At 66.4% G+C, this 21,759-nt stretch carries 17 protein-coding genes and 2 riboswitches; of the genes, 10 read left to right on the top strand and 7 right to left on the bottom strand.

Annotated features, from left to right (window positions below; translation table 11 throughout):
- Positions 1 to 17 precede the first annotated feature (17 nt).
- Genes LTI14_RS12605 through LTI14_RS12615 form a run of 3 tightly spaced genes read right to left on the bottom strand, consistent with a single transcriptional unit; the run spans position 18 to position 2,547 of the window.
- The gene (locus LTI14_RS12605) at positions 18 to 1,160 is read right to left on the bottom strand and encodes a hypothetical protein (protein WP_241476717.1); all 1,143 of its coding nucleotides are present in this window, start codon (positions 1,158 to 1,160) and stop codon (positions 18 to 20) included.
- Entirely contained in the window at positions 1,157 to 1,831 is a 675-nt protein-coding gene (locus LTI14_RS12610) for a SipW-dependent-type signal peptide-containing protein (protein ID WP_241476718.1), read from the bottom strand. The genes LTI14_RS12605 and LTI14_RS12610 overlap by 4 nt, the downstream gene beginning before the upstream one ends.
- A gap of 26 nt (positions 1,832 to 1,857) precedes the next feature.
- Entirely contained in the window at positions 1,858 to 2,547 is a 690-nt protein-coding gene (locus tag LTI14_RS12615) for a SipW-dependent-type signal peptide-containing protein (RefSeq protein WP_241476719.1), read from the bottom strand.
- Between the two features lie 1,703 nt (positions 2,548 to 4,250).
- On the opposite strand from LTI14_RS12615, the gene LTI14_RS12620 reads away from it, so the two are divergent.
- From LTI14_RS12620 to LTI14_RS12630, 3 genes are read left to right on the top strand one after another with little or no spacing between them, the layout of a single operon-like run.
- Positions 4,251 to 5,609: a polysaccharide biosynthesis tyrosine autokinase gene (locus LTI14_RS12620; RefSeq protein ID WP_241470308.1), complete on the top strand. Its 1,359-nt coding sequence runs from the start codon at positions 4,251 to 4,253 to the stop codon at positions 5,607 to 5,609.
- Positions 5,606 to 6,259 carry an arsenate reductase/protein-tyrosine-phosphatase family protein gene (locus LTI14_RS12625; RefSeq protein ID WP_241463609.1) on the top strand — a complete coding sequence of 218 codons (654 nt, stop codon included), beginning with the start codon at positions 5,606 to 5,608 and terminating at the stop codon, positions 6,257 to 6,259. The genes LTI14_RS12620 and LTI14_RS12625 overlap by 4 nt, the downstream gene beginning before the upstream one ends.
- Positions 6,256 to 7,530, top strand: a complete 1,275-nt coding sequence (locus tag LTI14_RS12630) for an O-antigen ligase family protein (protein ID WP_241463610.1) — start codon at positions 6,256 to 6,258, stop codon at positions 7,528 to 7,530. The genes LTI14_RS12625 and LTI14_RS12630 overlap by 4 nt, the downstream gene beginning before the upstream one ends.
- Here LTI14_RS12630 and LTI14_RS12635 read toward each other — a convergent pair.
- From LTI14_RS12635 to LTI14_RS12650, 4 genes are all read right to left on the bottom strand, one after another.
- A complete protein-coding gene (locus LTI14_RS12635; protein WP_241463611.1) occupies positions 7,517 to 8,053 on the bottom strand; it encodes a CoA-binding protein in 537 nt (178 codons plus the stop codon). The two genes, LTI14_RS12630 and LTI14_RS12635, sit on opposite strands and share 14 nt — an antisense overlap.
- A complete protein-coding gene (locus LTI14_RS12640; protein ID WP_241463612.1) occupies positions 8,053 to 9,348 on the bottom strand; it encodes an O-acetylhomoserine aminocarboxypropyltransferase/cysteine synthase family protein in 1,296 nt (431 codons plus the stop codon). The genes LTI14_RS12635 and LTI14_RS12640 overlap by 1 nt, the downstream gene beginning before the upstream one ends.
- Positions 9,345 to 11,384 (bottom strand): acetate--CoA ligase, encoded by a 2,040-nt coding sequence (acs, locus tag LTI14_RS12645; RefSeq protein ID WP_274616169.1) that lies wholly within the window; start codon positions 11,382 to 11,384, stop codon positions 9,345 to 9,347. The genes LTI14_RS12640 and acs overlap by 4 nt, the downstream gene beginning before the upstream one ends.
- Before the next feature lie 144 nt (positions 11,385 to 11,528).
- Positions 11,529 to 12,059, bottom strand: coding sequence for a flavin reductase family protein (locus LTI14_RS12650; RefSeq protein WP_241463613.1), 531 nt, complete (start codon positions 12,057 to 12,059; stop codon positions 11,529 to 11,531).
- A gap of 8 nt (positions 12,060 to 12,067) precedes the next feature.
- Positions 12,068 to 12,154: riboswitch (SAM riboswitch) on the bottom strand.
- A gap of 261 nt (positions 12,155 to 12,415) precedes the next feature.
- Positions 12,416 to 12,502, top strand: a riboswitch (SAM riboswitch).
- 5 nt (positions 12,503 to 12,507) lie between these two features.
- On the opposite strand from LTI14_RS12650, the gene LTI14_RS12655 reads away from it, so the two are divergent.
- The 7 genes from LTI14_RS12655 to LTI14_RS12685 all read left to right on the top strand — a co-directional run bounded on the left by LTI14_RS12655 (position 12,508) and on the right by LTI14_RS12685 (position 21,516).
- Complete coding sequence (locus tag LTI14_RS12655; RefSeq protein ID WP_241476720.1) at positions 12,508 to 13,809, top strand: acyl-CoA dehydrogenase family protein; 1,302 nt, start codon at positions 12,508 to 12,510, stop codon at positions 13,807 to 13,809.
- 118 nt (positions 13,810 to 13,927) lie between these two features.
- Positions 13,928 to 15,238 carry an acyl-CoA dehydrogenase family protein gene (locus LTI14_RS12660; RefSeq protein ID WP_241476721.1) on the top strand — a complete coding sequence of 437 codons (1,311 nt, stop codon included), beginning with the start codon at positions 13,928 to 13,930 and terminating at the stop codon, positions 15,236 to 15,238.
- A 14-nt stretch (positions 15,239 to 15,252) separates the two neighbouring features.
- Complete coding sequence (locus tag LTI14_RS12665) at positions 15,253 to 16,698, top strand: NtaA/DmoA family FMN-dependent monooxygenase (RefSeq protein ID WP_241476722.1); 1,446 nt, start codon at positions 15,253 to 15,255, stop codon at positions 16,696 to 16,698.
- A gap of 123 nt (positions 16,699 to 16,821) precedes the next feature.
- Positions 16,822 to 18,207, top strand: coding sequence for an ABC transporter substrate-binding protein (locus tag LTI14_RS12670; RefSeq protein ID WP_241476723.1), 1,386 nt, complete (start codon positions 16,822 to 16,824; stop codon positions 18,205 to 18,207).
- Complete coding sequence (locus LTI14_RS12675; RefSeq protein ID WP_241476724.1) at positions 18,197 to 19,156, top strand: carbohydrate ABC transporter permease; 960 nt, start codon at positions 18,197 to 18,199, stop codon at positions 19,154 to 19,156. The genes LTI14_RS12670 and LTI14_RS12675 overlap by 11 nt, the downstream gene beginning before the upstream one ends.
- Positions 19,149 to 20,033: a carbohydrate ABC transporter permease gene (locus LTI14_RS12680; protein WP_241476725.1), complete on the top strand. Its 885-nt coding sequence runs from the start codon at positions 19,149 to 19,151 to the stop codon at positions 20,031 to 20,033. The genes LTI14_RS12675 and LTI14_RS12680 overlap by 8 nt, the downstream gene beginning before the upstream one ends.
- Before the next feature lie 79 nt (positions 20,034 to 20,112).
- Entirely contained in the window at positions 20,113 to 21,516 is a 1,404-nt protein-coding gene (locus LTI14_RS12685; RefSeq protein ID WP_241476726.1) for an LLM class flavin-dependent oxidoreductase, read from the top strand.
- Positions 21,517 to 21,759: the final 243 nt, after the last annotated feature.

Genomic DNA, 21,759 nt, shown 5'->3' on the forward strand with positions numbered 1-21,759 from the left:
GAAGCGCTGGACGCCCATCAGCAGTTGGGCTGCAGGTTGGCGCCCGCGGATCGACCGGGCAGCTGGACGCGAACGATGCCCCGTTGGACCGGTGCATCGGCGCGAATGAGGTCGAACTCATCGTTTTGGGAAAGTCTGTAGGAGAACCGATGCCCGGAATCATCCAGGGCAGTCACCTCGCCGCCCTGCCAGCGGAGGGTCGCGTCGTCCAGGAACTCGGGGCAGACGATCTGGGACAGATCTATGGTGATCGCCCAGGGAATGTACGTCTCCACTGGAGTCTGCACGTCTGCGCTGATGCCAAGTGACCATCCGCCATCATTGCTCAAGTCCCAGGTGAACAGCGCTGTGTCAACCTCGGGGTATGGCACGGAATCGCGCAGCGTGCAGAAGCGGAGTGCCATATCGGCCCCGGGCTCAATGGTGCGAGTGTCACCGAGCCAAGACTGCCGAGCGTCAGATCTGAAGTCTTGCCCGCGAATGCTCCAGATCGATGAGGTTGTATCGAAATCGCCGGTGAAGGCCCCCTGTCGAGGGTTTCCCTGGGTCTGGAAGCGTGGTTCCCCCGATGTGGCGTAGGGAGTCCAGCCCCAGAGCGGTGCCTGAGATGTGTCGAACTCAAGCTCCCATTCCACGGGCTCTTCAGAGGAGTTGCTGATTGTGGAGTCGTGGCAGAAGTCGAGTGTGCGTCCTCCGAGGGGGGTCACCGAGGTGGTCTGGAAGGTCAGCCCCATTGCGGCGAGGTCATTCTTGGGTTGCAGGGCGGGGAGTGTGTTGATCTCGTCGACGCGGGCTTGATCCACCTCGGCGCCACCGTCTGCGATGGGAACGTCGGGGGTCTCTGGTTCGCCCTCATCTGGGTCTTCTGGGTTTGGGGAGGAGTCGGGGTCTTCGGGGTCTCGGGGGTCTTCGGGTTCCGACGGATCAGCAGGGTCTTCGGCCTCGGAGGGATCCTCTGGCTCGGTGGGCGCGTCAGATTCCGGGGGCTCCTCCGTCTCCTCAGGCTCAGGAGCTTCATAGCGCAGCTCTGCCGCCGCATATTCGGAGTCGGTCCAGGACGCTTCGGTGAGCTCGGCCGGATGGTGCACGGAGGCCAGAGCCAGCGCGGCCACGCCGAGGATCGCGGCCCAGGCGCTGAGCATGCGGGGGTTCGATGTCATTGGTTGCTGCCAGTTCCATTCGCGGTTCCTGCCAGCTCCCACGAGGCCTCCACTGAGGTCGCGTCGGGGCTGGGGCTGATCTCGGGCGGCAGAGTGATGGCGAAGCAGAAGTCGACCTGGTCGGACCCCTGTGCCTGAAGTGCCTGTTCACTGCCCGGACCGCCGCCATCGGCCAAGGATGACCCGAGCGGGACGACCGCAGTCTCACTGGCTGTGAAGCTGTCGGCATTGCAGGAAGGGGGGCCGGCCGGACTCGGGGGGAGCCGCTGGACTCCGTAGGTCAGGTGCGCGCCCAGTCCCGTGATGTTGTCCGGGTGAGCCAGCAGGGCGACTGCGCCGCCGACCGAACCCTCATCAGTGCTCACGCTCAGCAGGGCGTAGACCGGAGATCCAGGGATCATGTCCACTTCTGCGGCATCGATGAACAGTGGAGCCGGGGCATCGGGGCTGTACTGAGAGAAGTCTTCACCATTGGTCGAACTGGTCAGTACGAACTCCCCCGCGGTCAGCGTGCCGGTGGCATCCTGTTGATCCGTCCAGGATGCCACCGTGGCGAACGCGCCCAGACCCAGAACGCTGCCGCTCGCCAGCAGGGCTCGCAGTTTCGCGAGACGTGCACTGCGCGTGCGTAGCTGCCGATCGTGGTGATCGCCGGCTGGGACAGTCTTCATTCATTGAGCTTACGTGATGTGAACAATCAGTCTTCGTGGGTCGACTCAGTCTCGATTGACCAGGTGGCGCGCGCTTCGACTCCGCTGCGCAGGTCAGGCACGCCGTCGGTCTCGGAGTCAGTTGCTGTGGCCTGGAAGCACAGCTGAACCGCGTCCCCTGCCGCCTCATTCTTGTAGCTCAGGGGGATCCCCCCGTTGATCGCGCTGGTCAGATCGCCGAGGTGATCACCACTGGCAACGACGGTGCCCTGAACGGTGCCAGTGGTGCAGCTGCTGCCTTCGTCCACATGCCATACCTCCACGTCGCGGAAGTTCTCGTACTGGCCTTCTGCAGAGTCATCTACAAGATTGATCTGGGTGATCCGACCGGCATAGGTGCTTTCGGGGGTGGTGCGCAGCCAGAATTCGGCCGCGAACTCATCACCGGGGGCTGCGTTGGCTGCGTTCAGGTCCCCGAAGCTGAGGGTTGCGGCACGATTTTTGGAACCATGGTTGCCGAAGCTCTCGCCATTGTTGGAGCTCTCCACGCTGTACGACCCGGCGCCGAACAGGCCTTGGGCGAATTCTGAGTCGTTCCAGGTCGCGAGGGTGGCCACGGCGCCGATGCCGAGGACGGTGCCTGCGGCGACGACGGCTTTGATCTTGCGGCGGCGTGAGTGAGCGCGGGTCTGGGATTCGAAGGTTTCTGGGCGTGAGGCAGGGGGTGTTGCAGTCATGGATGATCTCCTGGGCGCAGGCATGCTGTACCGGATGAATCCACGGCACAGTGGACGGGAAAGTAAACGGACAAGGGTGGAGCGAAGTACTCGCGCATTCGCTGCTGGTGACAGATCCAAGCGGTGCAAGACGCTTAGACGTCCTAACTAAAACACAATCAAGTGCAGTATTCAAGGTTTTGAGGAAAATTACAGGTAACCGCAACGCGGTGTAGTGATATGACTCACAAGAGCTGCTGGCCATTCCGACTAGATCTCCCGGGCGGTAATGCGTACACGCGTCCGCATAAGGATGAAACCAGGTGGGGCGCAAGGGGGATTCTGGGTGATTGTCCGCAGTCTTCCGAAGAAAGTCTGGTGACTCGTCGAATCGTGCGCTCTCGAGGGTGTGATACGGAGCAGTAACTTGTTGCTTGTTTCAAGTATCTTCTAGTAGAAAGACTAGATTTTTGGCGCGTTAACTGGAACTGATATCAGTGAAGCGGATGGCCATATGTCGACGTTTCTCAGATTCCATGATCTATGCGATTCCATCAATGATCTATTTTCTCAGACGACCAGAAGGTCTTTGGTAGCTGGGCATAGTGTCTAGATGTCGCGTGGTTGGATCGGGGCGACACCGCCGAGCATCGCGTGTAGGCCTTCAGGTGAGGCAGAAGAATGAGGCCCCGGCCTTCAGCGTCATCGGGGCCCGGGAAGATCCGCGAAGCAGAGGAAGACATCTCTCGCCAGCTGGGTGACCCCATCGCCGCCTTTGCCGATCTTTCCACTGCCGTGACAGTGTCCCCGGATGCGAGGATGCCGGGGTCTTTGTCGCGAACCTGACCTGGGCCTTGATTTCGATCAGTCGGAGCCAGTGCGACGACGCCGAGCCCATGATAGCCGAGATCACCGCCGTGCGCCGGGAATCCGGAGTGCTGGTCTCGGCCGGGCAAGAGCGATTCCATGCCTGGAGGCCATCGTGGAGCCGGGTCATAAGCAGGTCGTGAAGCACCTGTTGCGTCTTCGAGGCGAGTCCGGGGCGTGGTGGAACGTTGGAGCAGATTTGATGCTGCTCGTGGTGCGGACCGCGCACTCAGCCGATCCATTCCGCGCAGCACGTCTCGGATTTCGGCGCCCACCGCGTATTTCGGGCGTTCAATTTCCTTGCCCTGGGAACCTTAGATCTCACGCGCGCAGGAGACGGCTCCGCTCCGACCTTCAGCGGTGAAATCCGTGGAGACGCCCCCGCAGGAAGCTTGCGCCGAGGTCGCTGTCGATGGGGCAGAAGTCTTGGAGGGGCTCTCGGCGTGAGAGCGCCAGGCCGCTGTGCTCATCACTGACGGCTGGACAAACAAGGAGATCATCGAGGCGCTGGGGGTTGTCCTTGCGCACCGTAGATTTCCATGTGCGCAATGCGATGACGAAGGTCTACGTCTCGTCCCGCAACGAGATTCGGCACCGACTGCGTGATGCCTCACCCGGCACGCGGCCGCTCGCGGCGGGCTCTGCGGGGAGCCTGCTGCCCCGTGCTCACGGGAAGCGCTTCTTCTGCAGTCCATTCATCTCTGCGGGGTCAAGACAAAACAGGTTGCCAGACCGTGGACGAACCTGTCAAATCGTGACTGACCTTGGCTTCTCCCGCGAAAAACCCTTCTCGATTCGCATTCTGCACCGTAATCTAAGTCTGTAGCCGTCGTTTCTCTACAAGAGCAGGTTTCTCAATGGAGCTCCAGCAATATGTCCGAGTCCTCAAGCGAGGATGGCTGACCCTGGTCCTGGCCGTGGTCGTGACCGTCGGTGCCGCGGCCGCGCTGGTCGCGCTGCTGCCGGCGACCTACGAGGCGGAGACGCGCATATACGTCGCGGTGGAGGATGCTGAGGCCTACGACCTGAGCCAGCGGTCGATCTACAGCCAGGAACTCGTAAGGAGCTTCGTCGAGCTCGCCCGGAGCTCAGCCGTTCTTGGACCTGTGGTGGAGGACCTGGAGCTTGAGGACACCCCGCGAGAGCTCGCCGAACAGATCACGGTGGCCGCGCAGACCGGCACGGTGATCCTGGAGGTCACCGTCGCCGACGAGGATCCTCAGCGGGCCGCCGCAATCGCGACGTCGATGACTGCTGCGCTCGATGATGTGGTCCAGGGTCTCACGACATCGACGGAGGGTGACGGAAACGTCACGTTGACCGCCGTGGAAGAACCTTTCGTCCCGGATGCTCCCAGCTTTCCGCAGCCGATCAGCATCCTGGGACTCGGACTGCTGGCCGGCTTCGCCATCGGGATCGTGATTCTGGCGCTGCGCGAAGTCCTCGACACGAAGGTCCGCAGCGAGCAGGACATCACGGAGGTCACCGATCAGGCAGTGCTGGGAGGCGTGCAGTTCGACCGGGAGCTGCAGAAGGGTCGGCTCATAGCCCAGGCAGATGTGGGCAGTCCGCTGACCGAATCCTTCAGCACGCTCGGGACCAATCTGCAGTTCCTGGCCGTGGGACAGTCGGCGCGCAGCTTCGTCGTCACCTCCTCGATCGAGGCGGAGGGGAAGTCATCGGTAGCGGTCAACCTCGCCATCAGCCTGCGCGCCGCAGGCCACCGGGTTCTGCTGGTCGATGCAGATCTGCGCAGGCCCATGGCCGCCCAGATGCTCGGACTCGAGGGCGCGGTGGGACTCACCGATGTGCTCAGCGGACGCGTGGAGCTGCCCGACGTCATCCAATTCTGGGGACCCGATAACCTGGAGATGCTGCCTGCCGGGACGGTGCCTCCGAATCCCATCGAGCTCCTTGGCTCCGAGGCCATGGAAGAGCTGGTCGCGGCGCTTCAGCGTGAGTACGAGATCATCATCTTCGACGCCCCGCCGCTGCTGCCGGTCAGCGACGCCCGCGTGCTGGGCGCCCTGTGTTCCGGAGTGCTTCTGGTGGTGGCGGTTGGCAGGGTGCACAAGCCGCAGCTGCAGAAGGCCATCGAGGCGATGCGCATAGTGGACGTGACGCTGTTCGGAGTGGTGCCCACAATGCTGCCCCCGAAGGCAGTCGACGGCTACAGCACTCCATACCGTCAGCAGGTGGGGGTGGTTCCGCGATGATGCCGGTCAGTGACGACCCGTTCAGGGTCCTGGTGGTCTGCACCGGGAACATCTGCCGCTCGCCCCAGACTGCGCAGCTGTTGCAGGCCGCGGTTGCGCAGGCCGGGGAGTCCTGGCGCTCGGCGGTGGTGATCGCCAGTGCGGGGACCCGAGCCTTGGAAGGAGCCCCCATGGATGAGCAGGCGGCAGCGCTCTCCGTGAGACTGGGAGCCGATGCCACCGGCCACACAGCCAGGCAGCTCACCCCGACCATGGTCGAGGAAGCCGATCTCGTCCTGGGCATGGCGCGTGAACACCGCAGTGAGGTGGTTCGCGCTGCACCACGGGCGTCACGCAAGGCATTCCTGCTGACCGAGTTTGCCGACCTTCTCGAAGGTGTCGAGCGGGCGTCGGCTCATCGGTTCCAGCCGCTGCCCTCACCTCGCTCGGGTCTCGCGTCGCCGCTGCTGCCGGACCAGCTGCGCCAGGGAGTCGAGCGTGCGGCTGCCCAGCGCGGGATGATTCCACCCCGTGATCCGGACACCATGGACGTGCTCGACCCCTACGGGCATGCCCCGAAGGTCTACCGAGCGTCCGCCGAACAGGTCCAGGAGTCGCTGGCGCGCATCCACGGATCGGTGCGGAAGCTCGCGCAGGGAGTGCCTTGGTGAGGTCGCTGCGGACCTGGTTCTTCTATGTCTACATCGCCTGCACCCTCGGGGCGAATGCCGTCATCCTGATCTCGTACGACCCCGCCGGTGGCGTCGTGGACAACTCGATCTTCTCCGCAAGCTGGGTCCTGCTTCACCTGATCTCGGTGCTGGTCCTGCTGACCTCACGGTCACTGAGCCCGGTGCCGATCACGATCGCCGTGAGTATCGGGGGACTCGTGGTCCTCAGCGCCGCCTGGTCCGTCTCTCCAACGGATTCACTGGTCTATGGAGTCATGGCCGCCGGAAACATCCTCGTCGCGTGCATGCTGGCCGCCGAATACTCATTGCAGCAGATTGCCCGGGTGTTCCTCCGAGTGCTGACCGTGCTGGTGCTGGCAGGCATGGCCTTCGCTCTCGTCGGCGTTGACCAGGTGCTGTACATCGATCCGCATGGCCGCGCTAACCTCCTCGGCGGAGATCCGATCCGCGGCTTCTTCCAGCACAACATCATGGCCGGCTTCTACGGGGCCACCGGCGCTGTCCTGGCCATGACGCTGCTGCGCGGTCTTCGCCGGGTGCTGGTGCTCGCGGCGTTCATCCTCTTCGTCCTCTGGGCCGGCTCCGCCACGGGGGTCCTGCTCGCGGGCGCCGCAGTGATCATCGTGCCGCTTGCCCAGCTGTTGGTCCCGCGCATCCCGCTGGGAGGCCTGCTCGCCGTCCTGGTGCCGGTGGGCGTGGCCGCTGGGGCGGTGCTGAACCAGGTCTGGGTGCCTCTGCTGGAGGCGATCGGGCGCGATCCGACGCTGACCGGACGCACGGTGCTCTGGGAATGGGGCTACCGCGCGATCGCCGAACGGCCGGTGACGGGGTGGGGCTTCACCGGCTACTTCCACTCGCCTGAGGGTGAAGTTCCCAGCCTGTATGTGCCGCAGTTCGACGACTACGCCATCGCGCACTTCCACAACTCCTATATCCAGACCGGCGTCGACCTGGGTCTGCTGGGCCTGCTGCTGCTGATCCTGGTGCTGGGCTGCACCACCGGCTGGGCGTATCTCTACGCCCGCAGCACAGACACGCGCACCGGTGTGGGACTGCTGATGGTGATGGTCATCTTCCTGATCGCGTCACCCACAGAGTTCCTCTTCATCAACTACAACCACTTCGGCAGCTTCGCGCTGTTCGCGCTGTTCTTCGGGCTGCTGCAGCACCGACGGACGAGGGCGCGGCACCCGGAGACGGAGTCCCTCAGTGCCGCGCCCTCGAAGCGTGTCTCACTCAGCGGTCGATGATCTGCCGCTTCGCAGAGATGACACCGGTGTTGAAGCCGGCGAGGTGAAGGTTGCCGTGGAAGCGGCCGTGCTCGATCTTCAGGCACCGGTTCTGCACCGCGTTGAGCCCGGCGTCCTGGGCCAGCTGCATGGCCTGCTCAGTCTCGATGCCGAGCTGGGCCCAGATGGTCTTGGCGCCGATCTCGGCAGCCTCCTGGGCGATGTCGGGAACATCCTCGGCTCGGCGGAAGATGTCCACGATGTCGGGGACCTCGGGGAGATCCTTCAGTGAGGCGTAGACCGGCTGGCCGAGCACCTCTTTGAGTCGCGGATTCACGAAGTAGACCGTGTAGCTCGAGGAGCTCAGCAGGTAGGTCGCCACGAAGTAGCTGGCCCGGGCTGGCTTGTCCGACATGCCCACGATCGCCACCGACTTGGCGCTGCGCAGCAGCTGCAGCCGGCGGGAGGGCGACGGCGCTTCCCAGCGGCCGTGGGGATGTTCGGCCGTAGCCTCGTCGTGGTGCTGCAGGGTCTGCTCGCTCATCACTTGTCTCCTTCGACTGCGGTGCTCAGCGCCTGGTCCAGGTCCCAGATGATGTCATCGACGTCTTCGATGCCGACCGAGATGCGGATCAGGTCCTCCGGGATCCCGGCTGCGGCCATCTGCTCCGGGGAAAGCTGCTGGTGGGTGGTTGATCCTGGGTGCAGGATCAAGGTGCGCACATCCCCCACATTAGCCAGGTGGCTGGCCAGCTGCAGGGACTCGATGAAGCGGGCGCCGGTCGCCCGGCCTCCGCGGATGCCGAAGCTGAACACCGAGCCCACACCCTTGGGCAGCATCTCCTTGGCCCGGTCATGATCGGCGTGGGAGGGCAGACCGGCGTAGTTGACGTAGACCACCCGGTCATCGGCTTCGAGCCATTCGGCGACCTTCTGGGCGTTGGCGACGTGCTCGTCGATACGCTGCGGCAGGGTCTCGATGCCCTGGATGAGGTTGAACGCGGCCTGCGGGCCCAGTGAGGGTCCGATGTCGCGCAGCTGCTCGGCGCGCAGCTTGGTCAGGAAGCCGTATTCGCCGAAGTTGCCCCACCAGGAGAGCCCGCCGTAGGAGGCCACCGGCTCGGTCATCGCGGGGAAGTTCCCGTTGTCCCAGGGGAACTCGCCGGATTCCACGATCACTCCACCCAGGGTGGTGCCGTGGCCACCCATGAACTTGGTGACCGAGTGGATCACGATGTCCGCGCCGTGTTCGAACGGGCGGATCAGGTACGGGGTGGTCAGGGTGGAGTCCACCACCAGCGGGACTCCGTGCTTGTGCGCGACCTCTGAGAGTCCGCGCAGGTCAGCGATGTCAGAGCTGGGGTTCGCGACGACCTCGGTGTAGAGAACCTTGGTGTTCTCCTGCATCGCGGCCTCGTAGTCCTCCGGTTCCAGGGAGTCCACGAAGGTGGTCTCGATCCCGAAGCGGCGCAGCGTGACGTCGAGCTGGGTGATCGTGCCGCCGTAGAGCTTCGAGCTCGCCACGATGTGGTCCCCGGAGCCGCAGAGTGCGGCGAAGACCAGGAACTCAGCACTCATCCCGGAGGCGGTGGCCACCGCGCCGATGCCGCCCTCCAGCGACGCGACGCGCTCCTCCAGCGCCGAGACGGTGGGGTTGCCGATCCGGGAGTAGATGTTCCCGTACTTCTGCAGCGCGAAGAGGTTCGCGGCGTCGTCGGTGTCCTTGAACACGAAGGAGGTGGACTGGTGGATGGGCACAGCACGCGATCCGTGGACGGCATCGGGGACGGCCCCGGCGTGCAGGGCGCGGGTGCGGAAGCCGAACTGGCGATCGCTCATGTAGCTACCTCTTCTCTTCTCGGCGCGGTTCCGCGCCGTTGGCAGATCTCTTCGATCTTCGGTACACAGGGTTCATTCTGCAGGCTTGTGGTGTCTCCCAGGGTCTCGCCGTCATGCAGCTGGGTCAGCAGCCGGCGCATGATCTTCCCGGAGCGGGTCTTGGGCACCTCGGGCACGGGGATCACCGTGCGTGGTTTGGCCACCGGGCCGATCACCTCGCCCACATGGCTGCGCAGCGTCCCGAGCAGCTCCCGCTCGGCCGCGCTGCCCGCACCCCCCGCGGCGTCGAGGCGCTCGCGGGCGGCGGTGGTCAGCACGGTGAACGCGACGGCCGCGTGACCGGTCATGGCATCGAAGACCGGGCAGACCCCGGCCTCGACCACATCGGGGTGGGAGATCAGCGCCGATTCGATCTCAATCGTGGAGAGCCGGTGTCCGGAGATGTTGATGACGTCATCGATCCGGCCCAGGATCCAGATGTCCCCGTCCTCGTCCTTCCGCGCCCCGTCCCCGGCGAGGAACCATCCCTGCTCCGCGTACTTCTCCCAGTAGGAGGTGAAGTACCGCTCCGGGTTGCCCCAGACGGTCCTGGCCATCGAGGGGCCGGTGTGGGTGAGCACGATGTTGCCCTGCGTGCCCGCGGGCACCTGCTGGCCGGCCTCATCGACGACGGCGGCGCCCCAGCCGGGAAGTGCACGGGTCGCGGCCCCGGGCTTGAGCCCTGGGTGCGTCGACCGGGCGTCCTCGGGCCGCGGGGAGAGCACCGTGGACCCGGATTCGGACTGCCACCAGGTGTCCACCATGGGAAGCGCCGGTCGGCCGGCGTCGTCGGTGGTGTCGCGGCCGATCTCGCGGCGGATCCAGTGCCAGGCCTCGGGGTTGACCGCCTCGCCCACGGTCCCGGCGAGCCGGATCGAGGAGAGGTCATACTGCGCCGGAACACCGTCGGGGAACCAGCCCATCAGGGAACGCACCAGCGTGGGGGCGGTGTAGTAGGTGGTGACCTGGTGGCGTTCGATGATCTCGAAGTGGCGGCCCTCATGCGGAGTGTTCGGCGTGCCCTCGAAGATCACCTGGGTGGCGCCGGCGGCCAGCGGGCCGTAGATCTCATAGGTGTGCGCGGTGACCCAGGCCAGGTCGGCGGTGCACCAGTGGACGTCCTGGGTGCGCCGCTCCGGGTCAGGGTGGGCGAAGAGCCGCAGGTAGGTGTACAGGGCCCCGGTGAGGTAGCCGCCGGTGGTGTGGACGAGTCCCTTGGGCTTGCCGGTGGTCCCGGAGGTGTACATGATGAACAGCTCGGTCTCGGCGTCGAAGAACTCCGGGGTGTGCTCGGGGGAGGCGGTCTCGACCACCTCGTGCCACCAGAGGTCCCGCGCCGGCGTCCATGCCACGGGGGAGTCTGTGCGGTTGATCACCAGGACGTGTTCGAGGTTGCCGCCGTGCTCGGCGGTGGCCTCGGCGACGGCGGCATCAGCGTTGGCCTTCACCGGCACGGCCCTGCCGCGGCGGAACTGACCATCGGTGGTGACCAGCAGCTTCGCCCCGGTGTCCTCGACACGGAACTTCAGCGCCTCGGCGGAGAATCCGCCGAAGACCAGCGAGTGCACCGCGCCGACCCGGGCGCAGGCCAGCGTGATCACGATGGTCTCCACCAGCACCGGAAGGTAGATCACCACGCGGTCCCCGCGGGTGATGCCCATGCTGGTCAGCGCGTTCGCCGCCTGGTTGACCCGACGGCCCAGCTCGGCGTAGCTGACGTCCTCGCGGTCTCCGGGCTCGCCTTCGAAGTGCAGCGCGATCTTCTCCCCGCGTCCCGCGGCGACGTGGCGGTCCACGCAGTTCACCGCGGCGTTGAGCGTCCCGCCCTCATACCAGCCGATCTTCGGGCCGCGCTGGGTGACCGGGTTCGGCGGGGTCCAGGAGTGGGTGGTCTCCCACGGGGTCGACCAGTCCAACAGGGTGGCCGCCGCGGACCAGAATGCCATGCGCTGGTCCTCGTCCTGCGGGTCCGTCCAGGCGTGCACGTCGGCGCTCAACGGATGCGAGGGCACGATCGCGGAGCGCTGGTCCTTGCACGAGGGTGTTGTTTCGGGGGTGTCGCGGTGCGTCGAGTCTTCGGGAGTGGCCGCGGCTGCGGGCACGGTGGATCGAGGGTGGATGCTCAACAAGGGTCCTTCGGGTCAGCTCAGGGTGGTCAGGGTCTTGAACTCGTGCTGGTGGAAGACCAGCCCAGGAGCGCCCTCGGTGAAGCCCAGGTCCAGGATCTCCAGCACGATGATGTCGTGGTCCCCGGCGCGGACCCGGTCGTAGATCCGGGTGCGCAGCCACATCGGGACCCCATCGAGCAGCAGCGCCGAGCCGTGGAGCTGGTAGTCCACCCCGGTGAATCGGTTGGCGCGGTCCTTGGACGCGATCTGCCTGCACAGCCCGTTCTGATCGCGGCCGAGCACCGAGATGCCCAGTTCGCCGCCGCTGCGCTCAAGCTTCGGCCAGGTGGAGGAATCGTGCTGCACCGCCAGGGTGACCAGGGGTGGCTCCAGCGAGACGCCCACCGTGAAGGTGGATGCGATGATCGCCTCAGGTGTCCCATCGACCTCCGCGCCGACGGCGACGACGCCCTGCGGAAACTGTGCCAGGGCGTGGCGCAGCGCAAAGGAGTCCACACGGGACGCGGCGGTGGGGTTCTCAAGGGTGCGAGCAGGAACAGACATGCAGATCAACTCCATCGGTCCTGGCGTTAGCACCCGGCGAATCCGGGTTGCTGCGGCGTCTCTGAGCCAGATCTCTCAGCCGCTCGGGATGGTGACACCTCAACGCTACGCGTCGTCTCGCCGACCAGCAAGAATTGTTCGCACTGTGAGACGCCATGTGACATTCCCAGCGTGGGTCGGCACCGAATGCGTTCATGATTCGCCAGATGAACAAACTAGGGCGCACTGCGGATTTGCAGGGTAGAAGTTCAGGGATATCGATCGCTCGGCTCTGCAATGACCCGCGGCAGAGTTCAGACATGTGGCGTCATGCGAACTTGACGAATGAGCCCCCACACCCTCTATATTTAGCGTCATCACCATCCAGAGCGACCGAGGGATCTGGCCCGAAGACGTCGCAGCAACCCGGACATGCCGGGTGCTACCGCCAGAATCGATGGAGGAAAGAATGAACATTCAGCTGCCTGTGCCCCAGAATCTGCGCGACGCCATTGAGCGTGTCGGCCTCTCCGCGCTCGACCGAGAGCGCAGCCGTGAGCTCGCCCGCGATGAGGTCACGGACCTCGTGGCAGGTGGCATCGGACGGCTTCGCGTGCCGGAGCCGGCTGGTGGATACGGCTTGGACTGGGTGCAGACCACCGAGGTCCTCCTGGAGCTCGCCGCCCAGGACAGCAACATCCCGCAGGTGCTGCGCGGCCACTTCGCGGTCCAGGAGGATCTGCTGTGGCGCTGCGACGCCCGAACTGACCCCGCCCCTGACTCCGCGCCTGACGCCGGGCCCGATGCCCGGCGCGTCGTGCAGCGCTGGCTCGCCAGGTTGGCCGCAGGGGAGCTGGTCGGCAACGCCTGGACCGAACCGGGCAAGGGCGGCTTCCACCAGTCCGGCACCGTGGTCAGCCAGACCGACGACGGGCCCAGGGTCACAGGGGTGAAGTACTACACCACCGGTGCGATCTTCGCGGACTGGCTCGACGTCACCGCCCGGGACGCCGCGGGCAATGAGCTCGCCGTGCTGGTGCGCCGGGACCAGCCCGGAGTGCAGATCGACGACGACTGGGACGGCTTCGGACAGCGCACCACCGGCTCCGGCACCGCGCGGCTGACCGACGCCGTGGTGGAGGAGTCGGAGCTGCGCGGACTGACCGATCGCTTCCCGTACCAGACTGCGCTCTACCAGCACTTCCTGCTGATCGTGCTCGCCGGCGTCGTCGAGGCCGCGGCACGGGACGCCGCAACGCTGCTGCATGAGCGCTCGAGGACCTTCTCCCACGCCAACACCCGCACCCCACGCACCGATCCGCAGCTGCTCCAGGCCGTCGGAGAGGTGGATGCCGTGGCGGCGCTGGCGCGTGCGCAGGTCCTCGCCACCGCCGCCAGCCTCGATGCCGCCTTCGCCGCACGAAGCAGCACCCAGGATGCCCAGATCGAGGCAGCCAACGCCGTGGAGCTCGCCACTGGCCGCGCGCAGGTGGCGCTGCACCGCCCCGTGCTGGAGGCGGTCACCCGGATCTTCGACGTCCTCGGTGCCTCCGGGGTGAGCCAGTCCCGCAGCCTGGACCGGCACTGGCGCAACGCGCGCACTGTCACCAGCCACAACCCCTGGGTCTATAAGGCCCGGATCGCCGGGGACCACCGGGTCAACGGCACCGAGCCGGTCCGGCTGTGGAGCGTCGGCGAGCCGGGCCTCGCGAATGAGTCTGCCGCGGCCAGTCCGCCAGATGCACCGGTCAGCGCCGCGCCGAGCGCCTGAGAACTCACCCGCATCTCTTTCACACGCACGTCATAGGCCCATTGCACTCGCCTGACGGCGTCCCTGTGCCCAGCCGCACCACGTCCGTACCCTGACTCGCACCCTCGGAGATCAAGACATGACACACCCCGCAGACACCGCCACATCAGCTCCAGCCACATCACCCCACACGACGACGTCCAGAACCCCGGCGTCGGACCCGGCAGTGCCGCGGGTTTCAGCAACCCGCACTCATTGGACCCGCGGAGCCGACGGCGCGGAGCTCGCGCACTGGAGCGCGATCGCCACTCAAGTTGCAGAGACCCTCGCCCAGGACGCCGTGGAGCGGGACCGAGCCAACGAGACCCCGTATCGCGAGGCCCGGCTGCTCAAGGCCTCCGGGCTGGTGACCCTGCTGATCCCCGAGGAGTTCGGCGGGGGAGGCGGGCACTGGGCCACGGCGTTGGAGGCCGTGCGCATCCTGGCCCGGGCCGATGCATCCATCGCCCAGCTGCTGGCCTACCACTACATCAACGAGGCCAACATCGTCTTCGCGCTGCCGGATCCGAGCGGCCGCGAACGTTGGTTCCGCGCGAGCGCCCAGGGTCAATGGATCTGGGGCGACTCGGTGAACCCGACGGACCCTGACCTCATGCTGATCCCCACCGAGACCGGCTACGTGCTCAACGGGCGCAAGCGGTACTCCACGGGCTCCGCCGTCGGCGATGTGCTGCTGGTCAATGCTCGTATCTCAGCTGGCCCCGGCGAGGGACGCATCCTCGCCTTCGTCCTGGAGAACGGCCGGGAAGGCGTGACATACATCGATGACTGGGACTTCCTCGGCCAGCGGCTCTCCTCCTCGAACACGGTCACGTATTCCGATGTGGCGGTGAACCAGGACGACGTGCTGGGCCTGCTCTCAGACGAGCCCTACTCGTCCCTGGTGACCCCGGGGATCCAGCTCGCCTTCGGCAACCTCTATCTCGGCATCGCCGAGGGTGCGCTTGCGAAGGGACGTGAGCTGATCAACGCCAGGCCGAACGCCTGGTTCCTCTCCAGCGCCGAGAAGTACCGGCATGACCCGTTCGTGCAGCGACTGGTCGGGGAGCTCAAGGCGCACACCGCCGGTGTGGCCGCGCTCGCCGAGAAGGTCAACCGACGCTTCGAGGACGTGCTGGCCCTCGGGAACGCCGTGACCGCACAGCTGCGCGGAGAACTCGCCATCGAGATCGCGGAGCTGAAGGTGATCTCCTCCGAGGTCACCACCCGGCTGGCCCACCAGATCTTCGAGGCCACGGGCACGTCCTCCACCGCGTCGAAGCACGGCTTCGACCTGTACTGGCGCAATATCCGCACCCACTCGCTCCATGACCCCGTGGACTACAAGAAGCTCGAAGTCGGCGCGCACTTCCTCAACGGCGAGTTCCAGCCGATCTCCCTCTACACGTGAACCGGAGTCCCACCATGGCCCGCAAGCCGCTCATCCTCTCAGCCTTCCTGATGAACACCACCAGCCACATCATCGGGGGCGCCTGGCGCCGCGACGACGCCGAACAACACCGGTTCAACGAGCTCAGCCACTGGACCTCCCTGGTCAAGAAGCTGGAGGACGCTGGCTTCGACATCGCGTTCTTCGCCGACGTCGTGGGCCTCTATGGCGACCACGAGGGCGGGTGGGCCTCGCATGTTCGCCGCGGGCTTCAGGTCCCCTCCAACGATCCGCTGATCCTGCTCTCCGCCCTGGCCGCGGTCACCGACCGGATCGGTCTGGCGCTGACCTCCTCGGTGATCCAGGCCCATCCGTTCACCTTCGCTCGTCAGCTCTCCACCCTCGATCACCTCTCCGGGGGACGGGTCGGCTGGAACGTGGTGACCAGCGCGCAGGAGAATGCACACCGCAACTACGACGCGGCAGGGCTCGCCGCCCACGAGGACCGATACGCCTGGGCCGAGGAGTATCTCGACGTCTGCTACAAGCTGTGGGAAGGGTCCTGGGGCGACGACGCGCTGATCCAGGACAAGACCGCCGAGCACGAGCGAGGCCGCGGACTCCACGCCGATCCCGCCCTGGTGGCCAAGATTCACCACGCGGGGCGGCGCTACACGGTGGAAGGCCCCCACCTGGTCTCACCCTCCCCGCAGCGCACCCCGTTCCTGTTCCAGGCCGGCTCCTCGGACCGCGGCCGCGATGTGGCCGCCCAGCATGCGGAAGCGACCTTCTCGATGGCGCCGCGCCGGGACATCGCCGCCGCCCACGCCCAGGACGTGAAACAGCGGACTCGCCGCTTCGGCCGGACGCCCGAGGACCTGAGCTTCATCCAGGGGCTCTCCTTCGTGGTGGGCTCCACCGAAGCAGAGGCGGCGGCCAAGGCCGCCGCACTGGATGAGTCGATCGATGATCACGCGCTCATCGCGCACACCGCCGGAAGCCTCGGCGTGGATGTGGGCCACCTGCCCATGGACGCTCCGCTGCAGGAGCTCGAGCACACCGAGCAGGCGCAGGGCCACCTCGAGGAGATCAAGAAGATGGCGCCGAACGGGCGGGTCACCCTGCGGGACCTTGCCCGGTTCCGGGCCCAGTCCACCCGCGTGGTCGGCACCCCCGAGCAGATCGCCGATGAGCTCGCCGCCTGGCAGGACGCCGGGATCGATGGGATCAACGTCATCAACTCCACCATCCCCGGCAGCTATGACGAGTTCATCGACCACATCCTGCCGGAGCTGCGCGACCGCGGACTCGCCCGACGGCCCGAGGAGATCGGCGCGGCCGGCAGCACCCTGCGCGGCGCACTCACCGGCTCCGACCGGATTCCACCCACCCACCCCGCCGCCGGATATCGCGGAGCCTTCAGCGGCTACAGCGCCGAAGCCACCGAGGTTCCCAAGGAGGCCTTCCTCAGCTCGCGCTGAGCGGCGACCTGCATTCACTGACCGCGATACTCCAGCACTGCAAGCACCCAGCTCATCCGCATCCCCGTCACCTCCCTCCGGCAGCCGCGGACCCGACTGCCGAACAGAACAGGACCACAGCCAATGCGTCACAACCGTTCACCCCTCCAGGCCCGCCGTCCCACCGCTCCCGTCGCGGGCCGTGACTCGCGCCGCGGGGTCCTTCCGCTGGCCGCGGTGCTCACCGCCCTCAGCCTCACCGCCTGCTCCGCCGACGCCGGCGCCGACACCGAGGGTGACGCGCTCGCCGGGGACTATCAGGGTGATGAGCTCAACATCCTGCTCAACGCCTCCCACGAGGGCGCCGGCGAATGGCTGTCCGCGGAGTTCGAGGCCGAGACCGGCGTGCAGGTCAACGTCACGACCGTGCCCTACGACGAGATCGCATCGCAGCTGACCCTGGACCAGCAGTCCGGCGCCAACACCTACGACGTCTCGGCTCCCTGGTACGTGTCGCTGGGCGACCTCGCCGACGACGGCAGCATCCAGCCGCTCACCGAATACGTGGAAGCCACCCCGGAGATCGACGTCGAGGACTTCATCCCGAGCATCTGGGAGCCCTACACCCTGGTGGGGGAGGAGATCTACGGGCTTCCGTTCGACGGCGACATCCACGCGCTCTTCTACAACGAGGCGATCCTTGAGCGCAACGGCTTTGACGAGCCGCCGGCCACCTGGGACGAGTACGCGGAGCAGGTGCGCACCATCACCGAGAACGAATCGGCCGACGGGGTCTACGGCGCCGCGGTCTTCGGGGAGCAGTCTCCCTTGATCCTGGGCGCGAGCTTCGCCAACCGGCTCGCAGGCTTCGGCGGGGACTTCCTCGATGAGGAAGGTCAGCCGCAGATCAACTCGCCCGAGGCGGTCGCCTCGCTGGAGGCCTTGGAGGACATCTGGGACGACGCGCTCCCAACCCCGGCCGAGACCGATTTCGGCGCCGGCAACTCGGCATGGTTCGCCGGCAATGTCGCCTTCATCGAGAACTGGACCGACCTGGGCGTGCGCTCGCAGGACCCGGAGTCCGGTTCTGAGGTCGCGGATGAATGGGGTGTGACCTACCTGCCGCGCACCGAGGCCGGAGAGAGTCCTCGTGCATCCCTGGTGGCAGGGTTCAGCTGGGTGGTGGCCGGGAACACCGAGCGCACCGACCTGGCGAATCAGTTCATCACCTGGGCCTCCACCGCCGAGGTCAACGCCGCCCTGCTGACCGCGCTGCCGCCCACCGGGATCGACCCGAACCGGATCACCTCGCTTGAGGACGAGCAGTACGGCACCGACTTCCCGGAGCTGCAGAACGTCAACGAGTCCACGCTCGACGGCGCGCTCGCCTGGCCCACCGGCACCAACGCCACCGAGGCCGCCCAGGTGCTCACCGACGAGATCGCCGCCCACCTGGCAGGGCAGGGTGACTCCGCGCAGGAGACCCTGGACACCGTGCAGAGCGAATGGGAGAGGCTCCTTGTCGACTGACCAGCTCGAACGCTCTCAGCTGAGCGAGGCCTCCGCCGCTCCGGCTCCACCGACCGTCGCGGCTCCACGCCGTCGTCGCCGCACCGAGCGGCTGCAGCGCCGCCTGTTCATCGCGCCCAGCATCCTGGTGCTGCTGGTGCTGGCGCTCTACCCGCTGGTGTTCATCGCCACCGCGGCCTTCACCCGCTCCAGTCTGGGGCGACCCTTCCAGGAGTTCACAGGGCTGGAGAACCTGAGGAGTGCCGCGACGAACTCAGCGGTGCAGGACTCGCTGCTGATGGGCACCGGCTACGCCTTCGGCGTGGCGGCCGCCAGCACCATCCTGGGTACGGCCACGGCTGTGGCGCTGTGGCGCAGCGTGCGATCAGGAGCGGTCCTGCGTACCGTTCTGCTGCTGCCGATAATCGTGCCCCCGGTGATCGTGGGTATCCTCTGGGGCTTCATCTTCAGTCCCTCGGGTGGTCTGATCGATACCCTGCTGCGCCAGTTCACCTCGTTCTCGGGCACCTTCGCGGTGCTCTCGGACCCCACCTGGGCGATCGTCGGAGTGGCCGTGGCCGACATCTGGGAGTGGACGCCGCTGGTGGTGCTCCTGGTCTTCACCGCGCTGCTCGGCCAGGACCCAGAGATCCTGGAGGCCGCCCAGATCGACGGCGCCGGCCCGCTGCAGCAGTTCTTCCACGTCACCCTGCCCACCGTGGCCGGCACCATCGCCGCGGCCTTCCTGATCCGATTCATCCTGGCCTTCAAGGTCTTCGACTTGGTCTACGTGATGACGTCCGGAGGGCCCGGATCCTCCACACAGGTCCCGGCCTATCTGATCTGGCGAGCGGCGTTGCAGAACTTCGACGTCGGCATGGCCGCCGCCATCACGCTGCTGCTGGCAGTGGTGGTCACCATCGTGACCGTTCCGATCTTTGCTCTCTCAAAGAGGTTGCGCCATGACTGACATCATTGAAGGACCCGCCAGCAAGACGCTTCCCGGTGCCGATCCACCCCGCCCGCGGGCCCGCCGCGGGAGCCTCGGAGCCTCCGCGATCAGCTATGGCTGGGTGGCGCTCTCGGCCGTCGTCGTCGTGGTGCCGCTGCTCTATCTGGTGGCGCTCTCGCTGATGACGCAGGGACAGATCTCCGCCGGGCTGCTCTTCCCGACCGAACCGGCCTGGCAGAACTGGGTCAACGCCTGGAACTCCGCGATCCCGCGCGGAATCTTCAACTCGCTCACGGCTGCCTTCGCCGGGGCGCTGCTGACGCTCGCCCTGGCGCTGCCTGGGGCCTGGACCATCGCCCGGCACCGCACCGGTGGACGGGCGCTCAGCGGACTGATCCTGAGCCCGTGGCTGCTTCCTCCCATCGTGGCGATCATCCCGCTGTTGACTCTGCTGCGCGTGCTCGGGCTGATCAACACCCTCGAGGGGTTGACGCTGGTCTACGCGCTGGTCAACGTGCCGGTGGCCATCTGGCTGCTCGACGGGTTCATCCGCCGGATCCCGGTGGAGATCGAGGAGGCCGCCCGGCTCGACGGCGCGGGGGAGTTCCAGCTGCTCTTCCGGGTGGTCGTCCCGGTGCTGGCCCCTGCGCTGATCGCCGTGGGCGTGATCGTGGCGATCCTGAACTACAACGAATTCCTCTTCGCGACGTTCCTGACCCAGAGCCAGGACTCGCAAACGGTGCCGGTGGTGCTCGCCGGGATGCTCAGCGAACGTGTCCAGGACTTCGGGCGCATCGCCGCCTCCTCGCTGCTCGCCGTGATCCCGATCTTCACGATCGCGGTGCTGCTGCAGCGCCACCTGGTGGAAGGGCTGACCACAGGGGCCGTGAAGTGAGACGGCCTTGACCGCAGGACCGGCCAGGTCCTGATACTGAGACCCAGACCATAGAAGTGAACCTCAAGGAGAACTGCACATGACCTACCCGACCACCGAGTTCGGCAAGCGCGAGATCCTGTTCAACGCCTTCGACATGAACTGCGTGGTGCACCAGTCCCCGGGGCTGTGGCGGCACCCGGAGGACCGCGCCCGGGAATACAACACGATCGGGTACTGGACCGAGGTCGCGCAGATCCTCGAGCGAGGCCTCTTCGACGGACTGTTCATCGCCGATGTGCTGGGCCCCTATGACGTCTTCGGCTCGAACCCGGAGGCCGCGCTGCGCTCCGGGGCGCAGATCCCGCTGCAGGACCCGTTCCTGCTGGTCTCGGCGATGGCCGCGGTCACCAAGCATCTGGGCTTCGGCATCACCGCCGGCACCGCCTACGAGCACCCCTACCCGTTCTCCCGACGGCTGGGCACCCTGGACCACCTCACCGGCGGCCGGGTGGGCTGGAACGTGGTCACCGGGTACCTGCCCTCGGCCGCGCAGAACATGGGCCAGGACGATCAGATGGAGCACGATCGCCGCTACGACCATGCCGATGAGTACCTCGACGTCGTCTACAAGCTGCTCGAAGGATCCTGGGAGGACGACGCCGTCCTCGCCGACAAGGCCTCCGGGGTCTTCACCGATCCGGCGAAGGTGCACCGGATCGAGCACCACGGGGAGTTCTTCAAGACCCCCGGGATCGGCGTGGTGGAGCCCTCCCCGCAGCGCACCCCGGTGATCTACCAGGCCGGGGCCTCCGCCCGCGGCCGGGCCTTCGCCGGCAAGCACGCCGAGGCGGTGTTCATCAATCCGCCCACCAAGGAGCTCGCCAAGGCCTCGGTGGCCAAGATCCGCCAGTCGGTGGCCGAGGCGGGACGGGACCCCTACTCGGTGCGGATCTTCGCGATGCAGACCATCGTCACCGGACCGGACGACGCCGCCGCGCAGGCCAAGTACGACGACCTGGCCCAGTACATCGACGCCGAGGGCGGACTGGTGCTGATGTCGGGCTGGATGGGCATCGACCTGAGCCAGTTCGATCTCGACCAGCCCATCGGCGACGTGAAGTCCAACGCCATCCAGTCCACCGTGGAGACCTTCCAGAAGGCCTCCGGTCGGGAGGATGAGGTCTGGACCGTCCGGCAGCTGGCCGAATGGGTCGGTGTCGGCGGCTTCGGCCCGGTCATCATCGGTGGCGGCCCTACGGCGGCGCAGCAGCTGATCGAATGGCAGGAGGAGACCGATGTGGACGGCTTCAACCTGGCTTATCACATCACCCCTGGCACCTTCGTGGACGTGGTCGAACACGTGGTGCCCGAGCTGCAGAAGCTCGGCCGCTACAAGACCGAGTATGCCCCGGGCACATTGCGCAACAAGCTCTTCGGCGCCGGCGACCACCTGCCCACGGAGCACCACGGGGCGCAGTTCCAGCTCCGCCGCAGGAGCTGATCCCGCCGGCAGGAAAACTCAGCGTCCCGCAACACAGAGGACCGGGGCCTCCGCATGACACCTGGCCGATGATCTGGCCGGCGTGATGCGGAAGCCCCGGCAGAACCCCGAACTGGGGGAGCGGCTAGGTGTACTCAGCCACGACCTTGTTGACACGTGAGAAGAGGACGGAGACCTCTTAGGTTGGTGGTTACCACACGCAGCCAACTGATCTAAGAGGTCTCCATGTCCCACCGTACCGCC

Origin of the sequence: Nesterenkonia sp. YGD6, assembly GCF_022565895.1 — a bacterium.
Taxonomy (GTDB): domain Bacteria; phylum Actinomycetota; class Actinomycetes; order Actinomycetales; family Micrococcaceae; genus Nesterenkonia.

Bases quoted from the DNA above. Each gene is read 5' to 3' on its own strand.
- LTI14_RS12660 (WP_241476721.1), top strand. From the start codon at position 13,928: ATGACACACCCCGCAGACACCGCCACATCAGCTCCAGCCACATCACCC.
- LTI14_RS12665 (WP_241476722.1), top strand. From the start codon at position 15,253: ATGGCCCGCAAGCCGCTCATCCTCTCAGCCTTCCTGATGAACACCACC.
- LTI14_RS12615 (WP_241476719.1), bottom strand. From the start codon at position 2,547: ATGACTGCAACACCCCCTGCCTCACGCCCAGAAACCTTCGAATCCCAG.
- LTI14_RS12680 (WP_241476725.1), top strand. From the start codon at position 19,149: ATGACTGACATCATTGAAGGACCCGCCAGCAAGACGCTTCCCGGTGCC.
- LTI14_RS12620 (WP_241470308.1), top strand. From the start codon at position 4,251: ATGGAGCTCCAGCAATATGTCCGAGTCCTCAAGCGAGGATGGCTGACC.
- LTI14_RS12640 (WP_241463612.1), bottom strand. From the start codon at position 9,348: ATGAGCGATCGCCAGTTCGGCTTCCGCACCCGCGCCCTGCACGCCGGG.
- LTI14_RS12650 (WP_241463613.1), bottom strand. From the start codon at position 12,059: ATGTCTGTTCCTGCTCGCACCCTTGAGAACCCCACCGCCGCGTCCCGT.
- LTI14_RS12610 (WP_241476718.1), bottom strand. From the start codon at position 1,831: ATGAAGACTGTCCCAGCCGGCGATCACCACGATCGGCAGCTACGCACG.
- LTI14_RS12635 (WP_241463611.1), bottom strand. From the start codon at position 8,053: ATGAGCGAGCAGACCCTGCAGCACCACGACGAGGCTACGGCCGAACAT.
- LTI14_RS12655 (WP_241476720.1), top strand. From the start codon at position 12,508: ATGAACATTCAGCTGCCTGTGCCCCAGAATCTGCGCGACGCCATTGAG.
- LTI14_RS12625 (WP_241463609.1), top strand. From the start codon at position 5,606: ATGATGCCGGTCAGTGACGACCCGTTCAGGGTCCTGGTGGTCTGCACC.
- LTI14_RS12605 (WP_241476717.1), bottom strand. From the start codon at position 1,160: ATGACATCGAACCCCCGCATGCTCAGCGCCTGGGCCGCGATCCTCGGC.
- LTI14_RS12670 (WP_241476723.1), top strand. From the start codon at position 16,822: ATGCGTCACAACCGTTCACCCCTCCAGGCCCGCCGTCCCACCGCTCCC.
- LTI14_RS12685 (WP_241476726.1), top strand. From the start codon at position 20,113: ATGACCTACCCGACCACCGAGTTCGGCAAGCGCGAGATCCTGTTCAAC.